This is a genomic window from Dongia sp. (assembly GCF_041910485.1).
In the GTDB taxonomy this organism is placed as follows: Bacteria; Pseudomonadota; Alphaproteobacteria; order Dongiales; family Dongiaceae; genus Dongia.
Map to the genome: position 1 here is coordinate 1 of NZ_JAYRQR010000034.1, position 16,273 is coordinate 16,273.

Here is a 16,273-nt window from a genome sequence, read left to right on the forward strand (position 1 = left end):
ATCCTCGTCAGGCCCGAGCGATGGCGCAGAACGGACCTTGCCGAGATTGCCTTCGATGACGCTGGGGGTGAAGCCGCGTCGCGCCGGCTCGCGCTCCGGCGTCGGCGTGCCGGCCCTGGTCCCGGTCTGCGTGCCGACCTGATCCTCGGCGAGGCGCATCACTTCGAGTGCCCGCGCGCGGTGCGGCAAGCGACGGATGAAGCCGCGTTCCTCAAGGCCCGTGATGAGCCGATGCACGCCCGACTTAGACTTCAAGCCGAGCGCATCCTTCATTTCGTCGAAGGAGGGCGACACGCCGGTTTCGCCCAGGCGATCCTGAATGAACTGCAGCAATTCACGCTGTTTTCTGGTCAACATACCCGCTCTATCCCCTCAGAAAGATGCCGCCGGAACCCATCCCCTTGTCGGGTCGCCGGCCGCTCGAAAAGCGCTCTGATCCTTGTTCCAAGCGCGCCAAATCGATCACGATCCGACTTTCGCAATGGAACAAATAATCAACTCCTACATATGTTCTAGTTTAGTTCATGAAAAGTCAAGCGTGAGGTTGTGGATAAATAGGGAAGTTCTCATATACTCGCGATGATAGAAAATTACTCGATATGGGGACGCATGAGAGCGAGTTTCTTTTTCGCGAAAGCGATCTTTGCCGTGTTGATTGGCAGCTGTGGATATTGCTCGGTGTCTGTTGCTCAAGAGACCCCAGATGCCTGCGCCCAAATTGAGGACGACAAAAACCGCCTTGAGTGCTTCGACCTATTGTTTCGCAAATCAAGGGTCGACAAAGCGACCACCTCTGCCTGGCGGGTCAAGGAAGACACTTCTAAAATTGATGACTCCACAAACGTATTTGTTGCCGTGGATTCTACTGAAGAGATAGGCAATCGCTTTGGACAGCGCGGTTTCGCTTCTCTCGTTCTAGTCTGCAGAGAGAATGAGACGAACGTGTATTTTTATTTCGCAGGCGAACATATGGCCAGCATACAAGGGTATGGGGACGTGACTTTTCGCATCGACAAGCAGAAGGCGAAGACTCGCCATTTTGAAGAATCGACCGACAACGAGGCACTTGGCCTTTGGTCAGGTTCAGCGGCAATTCCATTTATCAAGGAGTTGTTTACCGGCAATAGTCTCTATGTTCGGGCCACTCCGTTCAGCGAGTCAAGTTTGCAGGTCGAATTTCCGATTGCTGGTGCAGATGCTGCGACCAAATCGCTGCGCTCCGCGTGTAAATGGTAATTGGTTAGCTTAGTGAGCTGTCAAATACTCAAACACCCGCCGTCGAGCGGCAGGATCTCGGTCGCGTCGCCTTCGTTCGCCGCCGGTGCATGCGGCGGGCGGATGATGAGGGCGTCGGCCTTGGCGATGAGCGACAGCATGGCGCTGTCCTGCTTGGGGAAGGGTGTCGCGACGAGCCCGCCATCGGCACCGCGCGAAAGGGTGGCGCGGAGATAATCCTGCCGCTGGTCATTGGCCTTTAAGGCCGAGCCGAGGCGCGCGAAAGCGGGTGCGGTCTCGATCCCGTTCTGACCGAGCAGGCGCTGGATGATCGGGCGCAGGAAGAGCGTCGCCGTCACCAGCGCCGAGACCGGATTGCCGGGCAGGCCCAGCACCGGCAGGGTGCCGACCGCACCGAACATCACGGGCTTGCCGGGGCGCATGGCGATCTTCCAGAAATCGAGCTTGGCACCCTTGTCCTTCAGCGCCTGCTGGATGAGGTCCAGTTCGCCCACCGAGGCGCCACCCGTCGTCACCAGCACGTCGGCGCCACGGGCACCATCGAGGGCGCGATAGAGATCGGGGAGATTATCGCGCGCGATGCCGAGATTGATCGGCTCGGCCCCGCAAGCCGTCACGAAGGCGGCAAGGCCGATCCCGTTCGAAGCAATGATCTGCGCCGGACCCAGCGGTTCGCCCGGATGCTGCAGTTCGTCGCCGGTCGAGAGGAGGGCCACGCGCGGCTTCCGCGTGACGGACAGCATCGGCCAGTTCATGGCGGCGGCCAGTGCAATGTCGCGCGCGCTGAGAAGGCGCCCCGGCGCCAGGCCGACTTCGCCCTGGCGGAAATCGTTGCCGCCGGCACGCACATGCTGGCCCGGCGTATTCGATCCTTCGCGCACGATGACGAACTCGCCGTCGCGGTCGCAATTCTCCTGGATGACGATCGTGTCGGCACCTGCCGGCAGGATGCCGCCGGTAAAGATGCGGGCGGCATCGCCACCTTTCAGCGCCACATCCGGCGCGGCGCCGGCGGGGACAGTGCTGGTGACGCGCAGCCGTGCCGGCAACTGACCGATATCCGGGCCCCGCACCGCATAGCCGTCCATCGCCGAGACGGCGGCCGGCGGCTGCGACAGGCGCGCGATGACGGGTGCGGCGAGCACGCGGCCGACGGCGCGATCGATGCCGATGGTTTCGGCGGCAAGGGGAGAGAAGGGCGCCAGGACCCGCGCCAGCGCCTCGGTAACCGGGATCATTTACTGTGCCTCAAAGGTGCCGGACTTGCCGCCGCTCTTGTGCACCAGGCGGATATCGCCGATGCGCATGCTTTTATCGGCCGCTTTGACCATGTCGTAGACGGTGAGGGCGGCGACCGAGACGGCGGTCAAGGCTTCCATTTCAACGCCGGTCTTGCCGACCAGCTTGCAGGTGGCAGTGATATCGACGGCGTTGCGCGCGGCATCCAGCTGCAATTCGACCTTGACCGATGTGAGAGCCAGCGGATGGCACAACGGAATGAGGTCCGGCGTGCGTTTGGCGCCCATGATGCCGGCGAGCTGCGCCACAGTGAGAACATCGCCCTTTTTGACGCCGCGATCGCGGATCAGCGCCAGCGTCTCCGTCGCCATATAGACGGAGCCCTTGGCCGTGGCGAGGCGCTCGGTCGCATCCTTTTCCGACACGTCGACCATGCGCGCGTTGCCGGACTCGTCGAAATGGGTGAGCTTGCTCATTATGCGGCCGAGTGGAGCGGTGTCCGGGTGCCGAGCAGCGCCCGGGTCGCTTCCGTCACATCCGCCTGCCGCATCAGGCTTTCGCCAACCAGGAAGATCGAGGCGCCGACGCGGTTCATGCGTTCGAGATCCGCGGTGGAATAGAGCCCGCTCTCGGCCACCAGCAGCTTGTCCTTGGGTGTCATCGCCGCCAGCTGTTCCGTAGTGGCAAGGTCGATGGCGAGCGTCTTGAGATTGCGGTTGTTGACGCCGAGCAGGCGCGATTTGAGCTTCAGCGCGCGCGTCATCTCGGCGGCGTCATGCACTTCGACCAGCACGTCCATGCCGAGCGAGAAGGCCAGAGCTTCCAGTTCGGCGGCCGTCGCATCGTCAAGGCAGGCCATGATGAGGAGAATGCAATCGGCACCCAGCGCCCGAGCCTCATAGACCTGGTAGGGCGTCAGCATGAAATCCTTGCGCAGCGCCGGCAGATCGACGGCAGCGCGGGCTTGTTGCAGATATTCGTCGGCACCCTGGAAATAGGGGATATCGGTCAGGACCGAAAGACAGGTCGCTCCACCGGCCTTGTAGGCCTTCGCCAAGGTCGCCGGGTCGAAATCGGCGCGGATGAGGCCCTTGGACGGCGAGGCTTTCTTGATCTCGGCAATAAGGCCGAAATAGCCCGCCTGCACATTCGCCTCGAGCCGGCGCAGGAAGCCGCGCGGTGCGTCGCTTGCCATGCTTGCTTCGGCAGCTCGGCGGATCTCAGGCAGCGGCACCAGCTTTTCGCGTGCCGCGACATGCAGCCGCTTGTCGTCGCAGATGCGGGTCAGAACGTCGCTCATCAGCTGAGGACCCCACCCGCATTCTCGGTGGTGAAGGCCACCAGCGCCTCGAGCTTTTCCTTGGCACGGCCGGAATCGAGTGCGTCGGCGGCAAGGGTCAGGCCCTCTGCGATATCCTTGGCCTTGCCGGCCACGATGAGAGCGGCAGCGGCATTCAGCCGCACGATGTCGCGATAGGGGCCGACGGCACCATCGAACAGATTGCGCAGCGCCTCGGCATTCTGTCCCGGATCGCCGCCCTTCAGTTCTGCCGCCGTGCTGCGGGACAGGCCGAATTCCTCCGGCGCGATCTCGAATTCGGTGATCTTGCCGTCGCGCAACTCGACAACATGGGTGGGGCCGGTCGTGGTGATTTCGTCAAGGCCATCGCTGCCATGCACCAACCATGCGCGCTCGGTGCCCAGCGTGCGCAGCGTTTCGGCCATCGGCTTCAGCCATTGCCGCGCATAGACGCCGATCAGCTGGCGTTTGACGCCCGCCGGGTTCGACATCGGGCCCATCAGGTTGAAGATGGTGCGGGTGCCAAGCTCGACGCGGGCGGGGCCGACATGGCGCATCGCACTGTGATGCTTCTGCGCCCACAGGAAACTGGTGCCGACCTCGAACAGGGCCTGCTCGAGGACCTTCGTGTCGGCATCGATATTGACCCCGAGTGCCGTCAGGATATCGGCGGCGCCACTCTTCGACGAGGCGGCCTTGTTGCCGTGCTTGGCAACCGCAACGCCATTGGCGGCACAGACGAAGGCGACGGCGGTCGAGATATTGAGCGTGCCGGCACCGTCGCCGCCCGTGCCGCAGACATCGATGGCGCCCATCGGCGCCTCGATGCGGACCATCTTGTCGCGCATGATGCTGACGGCGCCGGTGATTTCGTCGACCGTTTCGCCGCGCACGCGCAAGCCCATCAGGAAGGCGCCGATCTGGGCCGGTGTTGCTTCGCCGGTCATGATGATGTTGAACGCCGCCTCGGCTTCGCCGCGCGACAAAGGCTTGCCTTGGGCGACGATGCCGATCAGACCTTTGAGGTCGCTGGGCTTCGTTTCAGTTGTCGCGTTCACTGCAGGACCTTGGCGCTGGCCGGTGAATTGAGCCCGGCTGAGGTCAGGAAGTTGCTGAGCAGCTTGTGCCCATGTTCCGAAGCGATGCTTTCGGGATGGAACTGCACCCCGGCAATGGGCAGCGACTTATGCGCGAGTCCCATGATGGTGCCGTCTTCCGTCTCGGCGGTGATTTCCAGATCCTTCGGCAGCGTCTCGCGGTCGACGACCAGCGAATGATAGCGCGTCGCGGCAAAATCGTTGGGAATGTCACGGAACACGCTCTTGTTGCCGTGATGGACGTTGGACATCTTGCCATGCATGGGCTTGTTGGCGCGGACGACCTTGCCGCCGAAGGCTTGGCCGATCGCCTGGTGGCCCAAGCACACGCCGAGGATGGGAATCTTGCCCGACGCGGCCTTGATGAGATCGAGGCAAATGCCGGCCCGATCCGGATCGCAGGGACCCGGCGACAGGATGATTCCCTGGGGCTTCTTGGCCATAACCTCGTCGACTGTGATCTGGTCGTTGCGGTGCACTTCGATATCGGCACCCAACTCGCCCAGATAATGGTACAGGTTATAGGTGAAGCTGTCGTAATTATCGATTAGTATGAACATCTTAGATACCCGCCTGCGCGATTTGCGACGGAGTTTAGCAGGGGTGTCACGCGAACGGAAGATTCGGTACGGATGGCGCGGCCATGCACGTTTTGGGTTTGAAGCTGGACATGCCGGGGGTCGACCTCCTGCGCATGCCGCTTTTGTTGCTGCCGCTGCTCATGCTCGGGCTGACGGGGACCTGGTGGGGCATCTCCCCGCTCACGCCGGTATTGGGTTTCGTCGCACCGGCTCTGCTGGCGGCGGCGTTCATTCAGTTCATCCTCTGCCTGCCCATTTATCTGCGGGCCGCTGCCAAACTGTTGCGATTGAAATTCGGCGGCGATCATTTGCTGATCGTTGGCGCGACAGCGGCCTTCGCTCTCGCCGTGTGGCGTTACCAGCATCTGTCACCGGTCGGCGGGGCGCCGCAATTGCTGGCCATCTGGCGCGACGCATCCTTTGGCGCTGCTTTGCCGTCCGTGGCGGTGATCGGCGACATTGTTCTGCGCGCCGCCTATCGCCCGGCACGGAAGGACCATCGGGCGGTGCCGTCGGGGACGGTTCTGGTCGCGGCTGGGGACCTCATCCCCGGCGATGGTGTCGTGACCGAAGGGTACAGCGAAATTCAAGACCCGCTGGGAAAGGATGATGTTTACCCGGTGCTGGTCCGGCCGGGCGATCGGGTGCATCTGGGCGCACGGAATGGGGATGGCGCCCTCAGGATTGTGATCGATAGCGACAACCGTGCGGACAAGGTCGATCTACCCCCGGTGACGCGCGACCGGCTGCAAAGGCTTCTGGACCGGGTGGCGCTGGCGACCCTGGCTCTTATCCTGGCGGTCATCGCCTTCCGCGTCGGTCAGAATGGGTCGACAGACGGTATGCTCATTCCGGGCCTGCGCATGTTGTCTTTGGCGGCCCCACTGGGTCTTGGTCTCGTCTTTTCGGCGCCATCATCTGAAATCATTGCCGCTGCCCGGCGGATTGGGCTTGAAATCAGGGATATCGCGGCGCTCGACCGGCTGCGCCGCGTCGGTGGGGTGGCGATCAGTCATCGGGGCGTGCTCGTACCTGACAGATTGAAGATGATTTCGGCCCACCCGGTGAATGACCTGGCCGCAACCGACCTCATCCGCCGGGCTGCGGCTGTGGCGCAGATCGGTCACGATCCCTGGGGCAAGGCCATTCTCGATTTCGCCGTCGGTTATCGGATGCGATTGAAACCGGCGATGACCTATCATGCCGAGATCGGGAAGGGGATCAGCGCCGTCACGGAATCACAGCAGCTCTTTCTTGGCACGCGCGAATATCTGGAAGGCCTCGGTTTCGATTGCAGCCCGCTCAACGACGCCGCGCGGCAGGCGCTCCAACAGGGGCGCCGGTTGCGCTGGATGGCCGAAACCCAGCCGGAACGGCGTGTCATTGGCATTCTCGTCTTCGGGGCGCCCTCGGTGAGTGGCGCCGTGGAGGCCGTCAAGAATCTGGACCGGCTGGGGCTTGCCACGGCTTGGTTTGCGAATGCCGAGGATCCGGGTCACCAGGGACTCGCCAAGCATCTGAAGATCAAGCGGCTGTTGCCGATCGACCCGCAGCAGGAAGCGACCGCGTTGGCAGAATTCCGCGAAGATGTCGGACCGCTGCTGGTGGTTGCCGCGGACGAAGTGCCCTGGGAACTGAAGTCCGGCGATATTGTCTTGCCCTTCGGGCATCGGCTGGTGGAAAGAATGGGCGCCGCACAAATTGTGACCACGCGTCACGATCCTCGGATTGTCGTCGATCTCTTTCTGTTGGCCGCGCGTCACCGGCAAATGGTTGTCATGAATATGTTTATCGCCTACGGAGCCGCCTTGCTCCTGGCCCTGGCGCCTTTCTGGCTGGGGCCCCGCAGTGATCTGGGAAGCTATGAGGTGGCCGTCGTCCTCTTGCTCGCTCTTTCGCCGCTCAGCTTGCGTGCACTGTCGCTGACCGCGAATGAAGTCGACGAGGAATAGCATGGCAAAGGCGAAGAAACCGGCGCGCAAGAAATCCACCCGTTCGGCACCACGCCGTCGTAAATCTGCCAGCAGCAGCTGGCTGCGGCATTTGCCCGGTGGCACGCTGCTGTTCGGCCTCGGGATTGCATTGGGTTTGGGGCTCGGCGTGGCCGCGACGCTCGTGGTCCCGGGCTGGATGCATTCCCCCAAGCGTGAGGCCGTCGTTGCCGAAGGGGCGGCGCGGCTACCCAAATCGACCGTTCCGGCGACCCAGAAGAAAGTGCCCCCCAGCATCGTCGAGAAGCAACCCGCGACGGATGTCGCGGCCGTACCGGCCAGTGCGCCGACGCCACTGCCACCGCAGCCGGCGGTGGCGGAAGAAGGGCAGCACCAATCGACGGAAGTTACCGAGATTCCAGCCGAGGAACCGGCGCAGGTCGCGGCAGCGCCGTCGCCCAGCGCCAAGGAGCCTTCGGCGCCGAAATGGCTCGAGAACGCAGTCGCCTTCCGTGATCCCGGCAACCGTCCGATGATCGCCATCGTCCTCGATGATGTGGGGGTGGCGCCCCAGCATGCCGAATTGGCCTTGGACCTCCCGGCGCCGATCGTTCTCTCGATCATGACCTATGCCAAGAACGCCTCGGCATTGGCGCGCGCCGCTCATGCCAAGGGGCATGAGGTGATGGTTCACATGCCGATGCAGCCGGTGAACGCGACGGTCAATCCGGGGCCGAATGCGCTCAATGTCGGCATGGACAGCGCCGAACTGCGTCGGCGCATCGATTGGGGGTTGGGCCGCCTCGACGGATATGTCGGGTTCAACAATCACATGGGCAGCCGCTTTACGCAGGACCCCGCCGGGATGCGCGTCGTCCTTGAAGAGGCAAAGGAGCGGGGGCTGCTGTTCCTCGATTCAAAGACGATTGCCGGAAGCGTTGGCGACCGAATGGCCGCCGAAATGGGCGTCACGCATATCGCCCGCGACGTCTTTCTCGATGACGATATGAGCGAGGCGGCCGTCGCCCGCCAATTGGTGGAAGCTGAGCGCATCGCGCGCAAGCAGGGCTATGCGGTTGCGATCGGCCATCCGCATCCGGGTACTATCGCCGTACTGAAGCGCTGGCTGCCGGCTGCCAAGGCGCAGGGCTTTGCGATCGTCCCCTTGACCGCCATCGTCAAGAAGCGCGAGGGTGTAGCGGGCTGAAAAGGAGCGGGGCGATGCGATTCGACCACGATTACTATCCCGGCGTGATTGCCGACATCCTGGGCGCCCATGCGCGCTACTACGCGCAGGCCTGGTCCTTCGGCAAGAAGTTCGAAGCCAAGGTGGCGGCCGACCTCGCTGGTTTCATCATCAACACGAATGCGGATCGCGACCTGTTGCTCACTGCCAAGCGGCCGGATGAACGTTTTCTGGGGTCGATTGTGATCGATGGCAGCGACCATGCCGGTCGCGGTGCCCATCTGCGCTGGTTCATCGTCACGCCGGAAGCGCAGCGCACCGGCCTCGGCAAGCAGCTTCTCGACCGCGCCATCGGCTTCTGTCGCGAGCGCGAATATCGGCACATCTATCTCTACACTTTCGCCGGGCTCGATTCCGCCCGCCGGCTCTATGAGCAGGCCGGGTTCAAGCTGGCCGAAGAACAGGAAGCCAATACCTGGGGGCGGATGATGCGCGAGCAGCGCTTCGACTTGGATCTGCCGCCGGAGGACAGCGCCGGATCGGCGACCTCGGGCTGATCAGGTTTCCCTGCCGTAGCCGCGTCCGGCATCGGCGTCTGCGATATCGTCCGGCCGCGAGCCTTCGTAATCCTCGACGGCAATGCATCGATCCACCGTCTCGCCATCGCTCGAAAGCGGGAAGATGGAGCCGAAGAACGTGACCGTGTGATTGAATTTGCTCGTCAGAACGTCTTTGGAAAAGGTCGGCCTCTTCTCGCGGCAGACCAGCTGATATTCCTTCGCTAAATCCTCGCGGACGTCTGCTGGAAGCTCGCTGACCTGATCCAGGTAGCGGCCCGTCAGTTCATGGCGGAAACTCGCCACCTGGGTGCCGACCAATCGATAATAGATTCGAAACGGCTCATGCTCGATCGACGTCACGATCATGTTGGGCAGGATCCCGCGCATTTCGGCCGGATCGAAGTCCTGCCACGACGGCATGGCGCGGGTGCCGCGCTTTGCGTCCCATATCTGATGAAACGCGCGAACCAGGGGAGACGTGACCTTGTCGAACGCTATATCGAGCTCGACGATCACGGCCGGCCTCAGCGATTGCGGCTGCCGCTTTGCGCGAAGAGCACCGCCTCCTGGGCGGCACGGATCAGCGCGCGGGCCTTGTGGTGGCACTCCTGGAACTCGCTTTCGGGTACGGAATCGTTGACGATGCCGGCACCGGCCTGGACGTACATGGTGCCGTCCTTGATGACCGTTGTGCGCAGCGCGATGCAGGTGTCCATCGATCCGTCCGCCGCGAAATAACCAACTGCGCCGCCATAGACGCCGCGCCGTTCCGGCTCCAACTCCTCAATGATCTCCATCGCACGCACCTTCGGCGCACCTGAAACAGTGCCGGCGGGGAAGCCCGCCATCAGCGCCGACATGGCGTCATATTTCGGATCGATACGCCCCTCGACGTTCGACACGATGTGCATGACGTGGCTGTAATTCTCAATCGTGAACTTCTCGGTCACCTTGACTGAGCCGATGGCGGCAACGCGGCCCACATCGTTGCGGCCGAGGTCGAGCAGCATCAGATGCTCGGCCAGTTCCTTCTCGTCGGCGAGCAGGCTCGCCGCATTCGCCTTGTCCTCTTCGGCGTTCTTGCCACGCGGGCGCGTGCCGGCGATGGGCCGGATCGTCACCTTCTCATCGCGCAGGCGCACCAGGATTTCGGGGCTTGAACCGATGATGGTGAAGCCGCCGAGATCGAGGAAGAACAGGAAAGGAGACGGATTGAGGCGCCGCAGGGAGCGATAAAGGGCGAAGGGCGGCAGCTTGAACGGCAGCGAGAAGCGCTGCGACAGGACCACCTGGAAGATATCGCCGGCCAGGATGTACTCCTTGGCCTTGGCGACCATCTCGCCGAAATAGTCCCGCGTCATGTTGGACGTCGGCTCGGGCAGGTTGGCGATGTCGACGGCGCCGCCCTGCTGTGGCAAGCCGCGGTCGAGGTCGGCGACGATATCGTTGAGCCGCTCCAGCGCCTGATTGTAGGCCGCGCGGGCGTTCAGCGGGCTGTTTTGGGTCCAAACCGGGGTAACAATGGTGAGGCTATCTTCTACATTGTCGAATATGACGATGAGGGTCGGCCGCAAAAAGATGCTGTCATGCAGCCCCAATTTGTCCGACTTCAGCTCCGGCAGGCGCTCGACCTGGCGGATCATGTCATAGCCGAGGTAACCGAACAGGCCGGATGCCATCGGCGGCAGGCCGGCCGGCACGTCGATCCGGCTTTCGGCGATGAGGGCGCGCAAGGAATCGAGCGATGGCGCCGCTTCGGGTTCGAACTTCTCTGGTTCGAAACGGGCGTTGCGGTTGATTTCGGCCTTCGGACCCCGGCAGCGCCAGATGATGTCGGGTTTGAGGCCGATGATCGAATAGCGGCCACGTACCGCGCCGCCTTCGACGGATTCGAGGAGGATCGAGTTGGGGCGACCGTCCGCCAGCTTGAGCATCACCGAGATGGTCGTCTCGAGATCGGCGATGAGGCGCGTCCAGACGAGCTGCGGCTTGCCTGCTTCGTGACCGCTCGCAAATCGCTCGAAATCCGGTTCCACTTTCATGATCGATTACCCCGCAAGAATGGCACTTATTGATCGGACTGGTCGATCAAGCTTTGCCACTGCGCATCATTGCGTTCGACGGGGATCTCGGCCTTCAGGGCATCGTAGAAGGCCTGCTGCAGATCACCACCCAAGGATTGGGAGACGCGCTGCTCCAGTTGCTTCAAATCATCGGCATGCTCTTCGGGCTTGGCCGCCGTCACCTCGATCAGGCGGGCGACGACCGGGCCTTCGGCCGACTGGCCCAGGGTCAGTTCCTGGGGCTTCAACTTGAAGATGGCCTGCGCCAGGACGGGGTCGACCCCGTTTTCCGGATCGCCGTCACCACGGTTGAACGGCTTGCTTATCTTCAGCGTGAGACCCAGCGCGGTCGCCTCGGCATTGAGGTCGCCACCGCCCTTCAACTTTTCGATCAAGGCCTTGGCCTTCTCGGTCGCTTTCTCGGATTGCTGAGCGGCAATCCAATCCTGGGTTGCCTGGTCCTTGACCTGGTCGAGCGGCTTCACGGCCGGGGCGGTGACGCCGGTGACCTGGGCTACGGCATAGGAACCGTCATTGAGTGCCGTGATGTCGCTGGGGTCGCCTGCGTCGGTGCCGAAAATGAGCCCCACCGCGTCCGACGACAGAGCAAGGTCGGTGCCGGCCGCATCCTTGCCGGAGGCGTCGATCGCCTCGATCTTCTGGATGTGAAGCTGCAGTTTCTTGGCGGCATCGTCCAAGGTGGCACCGCCCGCCAACTCGTCCTGCAGCTGCTCCCGCACGGATTCCATCGCATCGGCGGCACGGCCCAGGGCCAGCGTGTTGCGGAGTTCGGCCTTTACGTCCTCAAGGCTCTTGGTGCTGCCGGGCGTGATGGCGCGGACATGGGCGATGTGGATGCCGAAGGGGCTCTTCAGCGCATCGGAAACGCCGTCGGCGGCCAGAGCGAAGACGGCATCGGCGATATCGGCCGGCAGCTTGTCCTTGGTCACTTGGCCAAGCGATACGGGATCGCCTTGGGTCTCGGCCTTGACGGCATCGGCGAAGGCCTTGCCGCCCTTGATGTCGGCCAGGATCTTGTCGGCGACGGCCTGGTCCTGAACGACCACCTGTTCGACATCGCGGGTTTCGGGCGTGGTGAATTCCGCCTGGCGGGAATCATATTCCTGCTGGATTTCATCGTCGCTGACCGAAACGTCCTGCACGAAATCCGCCGGCGCCATCTGCACCAGGGTCGCGGCGCGATATTCCGGGGCCTTGTAGCGGTCGGCATGGTCTTCATGCCATTTCTTGAGGGCCGCCTCGTCGGGTGTTCCCGCATCCGTGATGGATGCGTTGGGAATGGTCAGGACCGAGGCGGTGCGCAGTTCCTGCGTGTAGCCATAGACCGAATTGACCAGCGGCGACGGCGAGTGAATGACACCCAGCATGGCCACCAGCACTTCGTTGGCGCGCAACTGGCTGCGGATCATTTCGACATACTGCGCTTCGGTCTGGCCCATCTGGCGCAGGAAATACTCGAAGCGCGGGCGATCGAACTGGCCGGTGGCGCCGGCAAAATTCGGGTCGGCCTGGATGGCCTGGATGGCTGCCGATTGCGGCATGTCGATGCCGAGCTTTTCGGCATAGGCCTGCAGGAGGCCCTTGTTTTCTGCCTGATCGACCAGACGCTGGGCGCCGCCGAAGGCCGCGAACATCTGCGGCGTCACCTGGACGCCCTGCATCTGCGAAACGCGCTGCAGGGCCAGCTTCAACTCACGGTCGAAATCGCCCTGGGTGTATTCGAAATTCTTGCCGATCTTCAGGATCGGCTTCGCGGTCTTGGCGCCACGGAAGACATCGCCGATCCCCCAAATGGCAAACGCCGCGATGAGAAGGCCGAACAGAGCCTTGACGACCCAGGAGCGAGCATGTTTGCGAATGGAGCTGAGCATAGTCCCCGATAAACCTGTTATTGCGCCGGAAAAGCCTTGCCGGCCTTGAAGATGGGCCCCATTCGGGGCGGCGCGCATCATAGGGAGGGGGCAGGGGGTGGGCAAGGCCCGGAATCCGCCGCATTGGCACCCTGTTTGGGAGCATGATATAGGGCCTGCCGGTCCCACCGGGGCCAGGTGATTCATCGAGCGAAGGGATCGAGCGCGCATGACGACGCCGGGGATTCGGCCGTTGGTGGCCGGCAACTGGAAAATGAACGGCAGCCTCGGCATGGCCGGCACACTGATCGGCGACCTCAAGGCCCGGCTGGGGCAGGGAGCTCTGCCGGTCGATCTGCTGGTCTGCCCGCCATTCCCCTATCTCGGGGCCGTGGCCGCCGCTTTGGGCGGAAGCGCGATTTCCTTGGGGGCGCAGGATTGCCATGCTGCCAACAGCGGCGCCCATACCGGCGATGTCGCAGCCCCCATGCTGGCCGATCTCGGCTGTGGCTACGTCATCCTGGGCCATTCCGAGCGTCGGACCGACCACGGCGAAAGCTCGGCGACCGTTGCCGCCAAGGCGAAGGCCGCCCTTGCGGCCGGTCTGACCGCGATCGTCTGCGTGGGCGAGACGGAGGCCCAGCGGAATGCGGGCGAAGAGTTAAAAGTGGTGGAAAAACAGATAGTTGAATCTGTTCCTGCAGAGGCGAACGCCGGCAATACCGTCATCGCCTACGAGCCGGTCTGGGCAATCGGTACGGGAAAGACCCCGACCAGTGCCGATGTCGAGGCAATGCACCGGCATATCCGGGCGCTGCTCAAGCAGCGGGTCACTGGCGGAGCTGAGATTCGCATCCTATATGGTGGGTCGGTGAAACCCGGAAACGCGGCCGAGCTGATGGCTGTGGCCGAGGTCAACGGGGCGCTGGTCGGTGGAGCCAGTCTCAAGGCCGAGGATTTCTGGGGAATTGCCGAGGGTGCCGCCAGGAGTGCCGGGTAGCCCCTTCAAATTGGCGCTGGCCATTCCGGGTGAAAACCGGTAGAACCCGCGCCGAATTTCGACTTTTCAAGAACTTGCGAGCGCGTCCATGCTGGGAGCCCTGTTCCCGATCGTCCTGGCGATTCACGTCATCATTACGGTCTTCCTTATCGGCATCATTCTCACCCAAAAGAATGAGGGTGGCATGGGCGGCCTCGGTGGCGGCGCATCGGGCGGCATGGCGGGCTTTCTGTCCGGCCGGCAGCAGGCGAATCTGCTGACCAAGGCGACCCGCTGGCTCGCCGTCGGTTTTTTCTGCACCAGCCTGTTCCTCGCCTATTCGGACAGCCATCGCGCGGCCAAGTCGACCCTGGTCGGCAACAGCCCGGCTGCGACCGAGCCGGCCGCCCCGGCGGGCGATGCCCCGGCCGGCGACTCGGGTGCTGCCAACAGCGTGCCGACTGAGCCCACCCAACCGGCCCAACCGGCCGCGCCCTCCGGCCAATAAACCGTGATCCATCAGGACCTTCCGACCGGCAAGCACAGAGCGCTTGCCGGACTACCCCGACTCGTTCCATAAGGACCTCCCATGACGCGATTCATTTTTATCACCGGCGGCGTGGTCTCCTCTCTTGGTAAGGGTCTTTCGTCAGCAGCGCTCGGCGCTTTGCTGCAGGCCCGCGGATTCAAGGTCCGCCTGCGCAAACTCGACCCCTATATCAATGTCGATCCGGGCACGATGAGCCCGTATCAGCATGGCGAAGTCTATGTGACCGATGACGGGGCTGAGACTGACCTCGACCTCGGCCATTACGAGCGCTTTACCGGCATCTCCAGCCGCCGCTCGGATAGCGTCACCACGGGGCGCATCTATTCCGACGTGATCGCCAAGGAACGGCGCGGTGACTATCTGGGCGCCACGATCCAGGTCATTCCCCACATCACCGACGCCATCAAGGAATGGATCAAGGCCGACATCCAGGACGAAGATTTCGTCCTCTGTGAGATCGGCGGCACGGTCGGCGACATTGAAAGCCTGCCGTTCCTCGAAGCCATCCGCCAGTTTGCCAACGAAGTCGGCCCGGAACGCGCGATGTTCGTGCACCTCACGCTGGTGCCGTGGATTCCGGCGGCGGGTGAACTGAAGACCAAGCCGACCCAGCATTCGGTGAAGGAGTTGCAATCGGTCGGTATCCAGCCGGATATCCTGCTCTGCCGGTGCGACCGGGAAGTACCGGCCGACAGCCGCCGCAAGATCGCGCAGTTCTGCAATGTGCGCCCCTCGGCCGTCATCCAGGCGCTCGATGTCGACACGATCTATGCCGTCCCGCAGGCCTATCACGCCGAAGGCTATGACGACGAAGTGCTGCGCCATTTCGGCCTTACCGCGCCGGCGCCGGACCTGAAGAAGTGGGATGCCGTCGTCAACCGCATCCGCCAGCCGGAAGGCGAGGTCACGATCGCCATCGTCGGCAAGTACACCTCGCTGCTCGACGCCTACAAATCGCTGGCCGAAGCGCTGCGCCACGGCGGTATCAGCAACAACGCCAAGGTCAACCTCAACTGGATCGACAGCGAAGTCTTCGAGCGCGAGGACGCCGTCCAGCATCTGGAAGGCGTCCACGGCATCCTGGTGCCGGGCGGCTTCGGCGAGCGTGGCTCGGAAGGCAAGATCCAGGCGGCGAAGTTCGCGCGCGAGCGCAAGATCCCCTATTTCGGCATCTGCTTCGGCATGCAGATGGCGGTCATCGAGGCGGCGCGGCATCTGGCCGGCGTCACCAAGGCGGGCTCAACCGAGTTCGGTCCATGCGAGGATGCGGTGGTTGGCCTGATGACGGAATGGGTGCGTGGCAATGCGCTGGAAAAGCGCGCCAAGGACGGCGATCTCGGCGGCACGATGCGGCTTGGCGCCTACGAGTGCAACCTGACACCCGGCTCGCTGGTTTCGCAGATCTATGGGAACAAATCGTCGATCAGCGAGCGCCATCGTCACCGTTACGAAGTGAACTATCACTACCAGGAACGGCTGGAGAAGGTCGGTCTCAAATTCTCCGGCATGTCGCCGGACGGTGTCCTGCCGGAGATCGTCGAAATTCCGGGCCATCCCTGGTTTGTCGGCGTCCAGTACCATCCGGAACTGAAATCGCGCCTGTTCGAGCCGCACCCGCTGTTCGTGTCGTTTATCGAGGCGGCGGTCCATCAGTCGCGTCTGGTTTGATCCGACCCCCAA

General features: G+C 63.0%; 16 protein-coding genes. 7 read left to right on the top strand and 9 right to left on the bottom strand.

Features of this window, described 5'->3' with window-relative positions; translation table 11 throughout:
- The coding region (locus ACE3PP_RS10085; protein ID WP_374381392.1) for a LexA family protein at window positions 1-357 on the bottom strand (357 nt) is incomplete at its 3' end.
- A 252-nt stretch (window positions 358-609) separates the two neighbouring features.
- Here ACE3PP_RS10085 and ACE3PP_RS10090 point away from each other — a divergent pair.
- Window positions 610-1,236 carry a type VI secretion system-associated protein TagO gene (locus ACE3PP_RS10090; RefSeq protein WP_374381395.1) on the top strand — a complete coding sequence of 209 codons (627 nt, stop codon included), beginning with the start codon at window positions 610-612 and terminating at the stop codon, window positions 1,234-1,236.
- A 20-nt stretch (window positions 1,237-1,256) separates the two neighbouring features.
- Here ACE3PP_RS10090 and glp read toward each other — a convergent pair whose 3' ends face one another.
- The 5 genes from glp to ACE3PP_RS10115 are packed head-to-tail and all read right to left on the bottom strand — an operon-like array spanning window position 1,257 to window position 5,432.
- Window positions 1,257-2,474, bottom strand: coding sequence for a gephyrin-like molybdotransferase Glp (glp, locus tag ACE3PP_RS10095; protein ID WP_374381398.1), 1,218 nt, complete (start codon window positions 2,472-2,474; stop codon window positions 1,257-1,259).
- Complete coding sequence (gene moaC, locus ACE3PP_RS10100) at window positions 2,475-2,951, bottom strand: cyclic pyranopterin monophosphate synthase MoaC (protein WP_374381400.1); 477 nt, start codon at window positions 2,949-2,951, stop codon at window positions 2,475-2,477.
- A complete protein-coding gene (gene trpC, locus ACE3PP_RS10105; protein WP_374381403.1) occupies window positions 2,951-3,775 on the bottom strand; it encodes an indole-3-glycerol phosphate synthase TrpC in 825 nt (274 codons plus the stop codon). The genes moaC and trpC overlap by 1 nt, the downstream gene beginning before the upstream one ends.
- A complete protein-coding gene (gene trpD, locus ACE3PP_RS10110) occupies window positions 3,775-4,833 on the bottom strand; it encodes an anthranilate phosphoribosyltransferase (protein WP_374381406.1) in 1,059 nt (352 codons plus the stop codon). Before trpD ends, trpC begins: the two co-directional genes overlap by 1 nt.
- Entirely contained in the window at window positions 4,830-5,432 is a 603-nt protein-coding gene (locus tag ACE3PP_RS10115) for an aminodeoxychorismate/anthranilate synthase component II (protein ID WP_374381409.1), read from the bottom strand. Before ACE3PP_RS10115 ends, trpD begins: the two co-directional genes overlap by 4 nt.
- Before the next feature lie 83 nt (window positions 5,433-5,515).
- Here ACE3PP_RS10115 and ACE3PP_RS10120 point away from each other — a divergent pair, with 83 nt between their 5' ends.
- From ACE3PP_RS10120 to ACE3PP_RS10130, 3 genes are read left to right on the top strand one after another with little or no spacing between them, the layout of a single operon-like run.
- Entirely contained in the window at window positions 5,516-7,405 is a 1,890-nt protein-coding gene (locus ACE3PP_RS10120) for a hypothetical protein (protein ID WP_374381412.1), read from the top strand.
- Window position 7,406: 1 nt separating this feature from the next.
- Window positions 7,407-8,591: a divergent polysaccharide deacetylase family protein gene (locus tag ACE3PP_RS10125; protein WP_374381415.1), complete on the top strand. Its 1,185-nt coding sequence runs from the start codon at window positions 7,407-7,409 to the stop codon at window positions 8,589-8,591.
- A gap of 14 nt (window positions 8,592-8,605) precedes the next feature.
- Window positions 8,606-9,127, top strand: a complete 522-nt coding sequence (locus tag ACE3PP_RS10130) for a GNAT family N-acetyltransferase (RefSeq protein WP_374381418.1) — start codon at window positions 8,606-8,608, stop codon at window positions 9,125-9,127.
- On the opposite strand, the gene ACE3PP_RS10135 is transcribed toward ACE3PP_RS10130, so the two are convergent.
- Genes ACE3PP_RS10135 through ACE3PP_RS10145 form a run of 3 tightly spaced genes read right to left on the bottom strand, consistent with a single transcriptional unit; the run spans window position 9,128 to window position 13,085 of the window.
- Window positions 9,128-9,646, bottom strand: a complete 519-nt coding sequence (locus ACE3PP_RS10135) for a PAS domain-containing protein (RefSeq protein ID WP_374381421.1) — start codon at window positions 9,644-9,646, stop codon at window positions 9,128-9,130.
- Between the two features lie 8 nt (window positions 9,647-9,654).
- A complete protein-coding gene (trpE, locus tag ACE3PP_RS10140) occupies window positions 9,655-11,172 on the bottom strand; it encodes an anthranilate synthase component I (protein ID WP_374381424.1) in 1,518 nt (505 codons plus the stop codon).
- Window positions 11,173-11,198: 26 nt separating this feature from the next.
- Complete coding sequence (locus ACE3PP_RS10145; RefSeq protein WP_374381427.1) at window positions 11,199-13,085, bottom strand: peptidyl-prolyl cis-trans isomerase; 1,887 nt, start codon at window positions 13,083-13,085, stop codon at window positions 11,199-11,201.
- Window positions 13,086-13,293: 208 nt separating this feature from the next.
- Between ACE3PP_RS10145 and tpiA the strand changes: the two genes are divergently transcribed.
- From tpiA to ACE3PP_RS10160, 3 genes are all read left to right on the top strand, one after another.
- A complete protein-coding gene (gene tpiA, locus ACE3PP_RS10150) occupies window positions 13,294-14,064 on the top strand; it encodes a triose-phosphate isomerase (RefSeq protein ID WP_374381429.1) in 771 nt (256 codons plus the stop codon).
- Between the two features lie 88 nt (window positions 14,065-14,152).
- Window positions 14,153-14,551 (top strand): preprotein translocase subunit SecG, encoded by a 399-nt coding sequence (secG, locus tag ACE3PP_RS10155; RefSeq protein ID WP_374381431.1) that lies wholly within the window; start codon window positions 14,153-14,155, stop codon window positions 14,549-14,551.
- Between the two features lie 81 nt (window positions 14,552-14,632).
- Window positions 14,633-16,261, top strand: coding sequence for a CTP synthase (locus ACE3PP_RS10160; RefSeq protein ID WP_374381433.1), 1,629 nt, complete (start codon window positions 14,633-14,635; stop codon window positions 16,259-16,261).
- The last annotated feature ends 12 nt before the right edge of the window (window positions 16,262-16,273 follow it).

What these genes read in the sequence shown, in the direction of transcription:
- ACE3PP_RS10160 (WP_374381433.1), top strand. Translation starts at nt 14,633, where the DNA reads ATGACGCGATTCATTTTTATCACCGGCGGCGTGGTCTCCTCTCTTGGT.
- ACE3PP_RS10115 (WP_374381409.1), bottom strand. Translation starts at nt 5,432, where the DNA reads ATGTTCATACTAATCGATAATTACGACAGCTTCACCTATAACCTGTAC.
- ACE3PP_RS10090 (WP_374381395.1), top strand. Translation starts at nt 610, where the DNA reads ATGAGAGCGAGTTTCTTTTTCGCGAAAGCGATCTTTGCCGTGTTGATT.
- ACE3PP_RS10130 (WP_374381418.1), top strand. Translation starts at nt 8,606, where the DNA reads ATGCGATTCGACCACGATTACTATCCCGGCGTGATTGCCGACATCCTG.
- trpC (WP_374381403.1), bottom strand. Translation starts at nt 3,775, where the DNA reads ATGAGCGACGTTCTGACCCGCATCTGCGACGACAAGCGGCTGCATGTC.
- ACE3PP_RS10125 (WP_374381415.1), top strand. Translation starts at nt 7,407, where the DNA reads ATGGCAAAGGCGAAGAAACCGGCGCGCAAGAAATCCACCCGTTCGGCA.
- secG (WP_374381431.1), top strand. Translation starts at nt 14,153, where the DNA reads ATGCTGGGAGCCCTGTTCCCGATCGTCCTGGCGATTCACGTCATCATT.
- ACE3PP_RS10120 (WP_374381412.1), top strand. Translation starts at nt 5,516, where the DNA reads ATGCACGTTTTGGGTTTGAAGCTGGACATGCCGGGGGTCGACCTCCTG.
- glp (WP_374381398.1), bottom strand. Translation starts at nt 2,474, where the DNA reads ATGATCCCGGTTACCGAGGCGCTGGCGCGGGTCCTGGCGCCCTTCTCT.
- ACE3PP_RS10145 (WP_374381427.1), bottom strand. Translation starts at nt 13,085, where the DNA reads ATGCTCAGCTCCATTCGCAAACATGCTCGCTCCTGGGTCGTCAAGGCT.
- tpiA (WP_374381429.1), top strand. Translation starts at nt 13,294, where the DNA reads ATGACGACGCCGGGGATTCGGCCGTTGGTGGCCGGCAACTGGAAAATG.
- moaC (WP_374381400.1), bottom strand. Translation starts at nt 2,951, where the DNA reads ATGAGCAAGCTCACCCATTTCGACGAGTCCGGCAACGCGCGCATGGTC.
- trpE (WP_374381424.1), bottom strand. Translation starts at nt 11,172, where the DNA reads ATGAAAGTGGAACCGGATTTCGAGCGATTTGCGAGCGGTCACGAAGCA.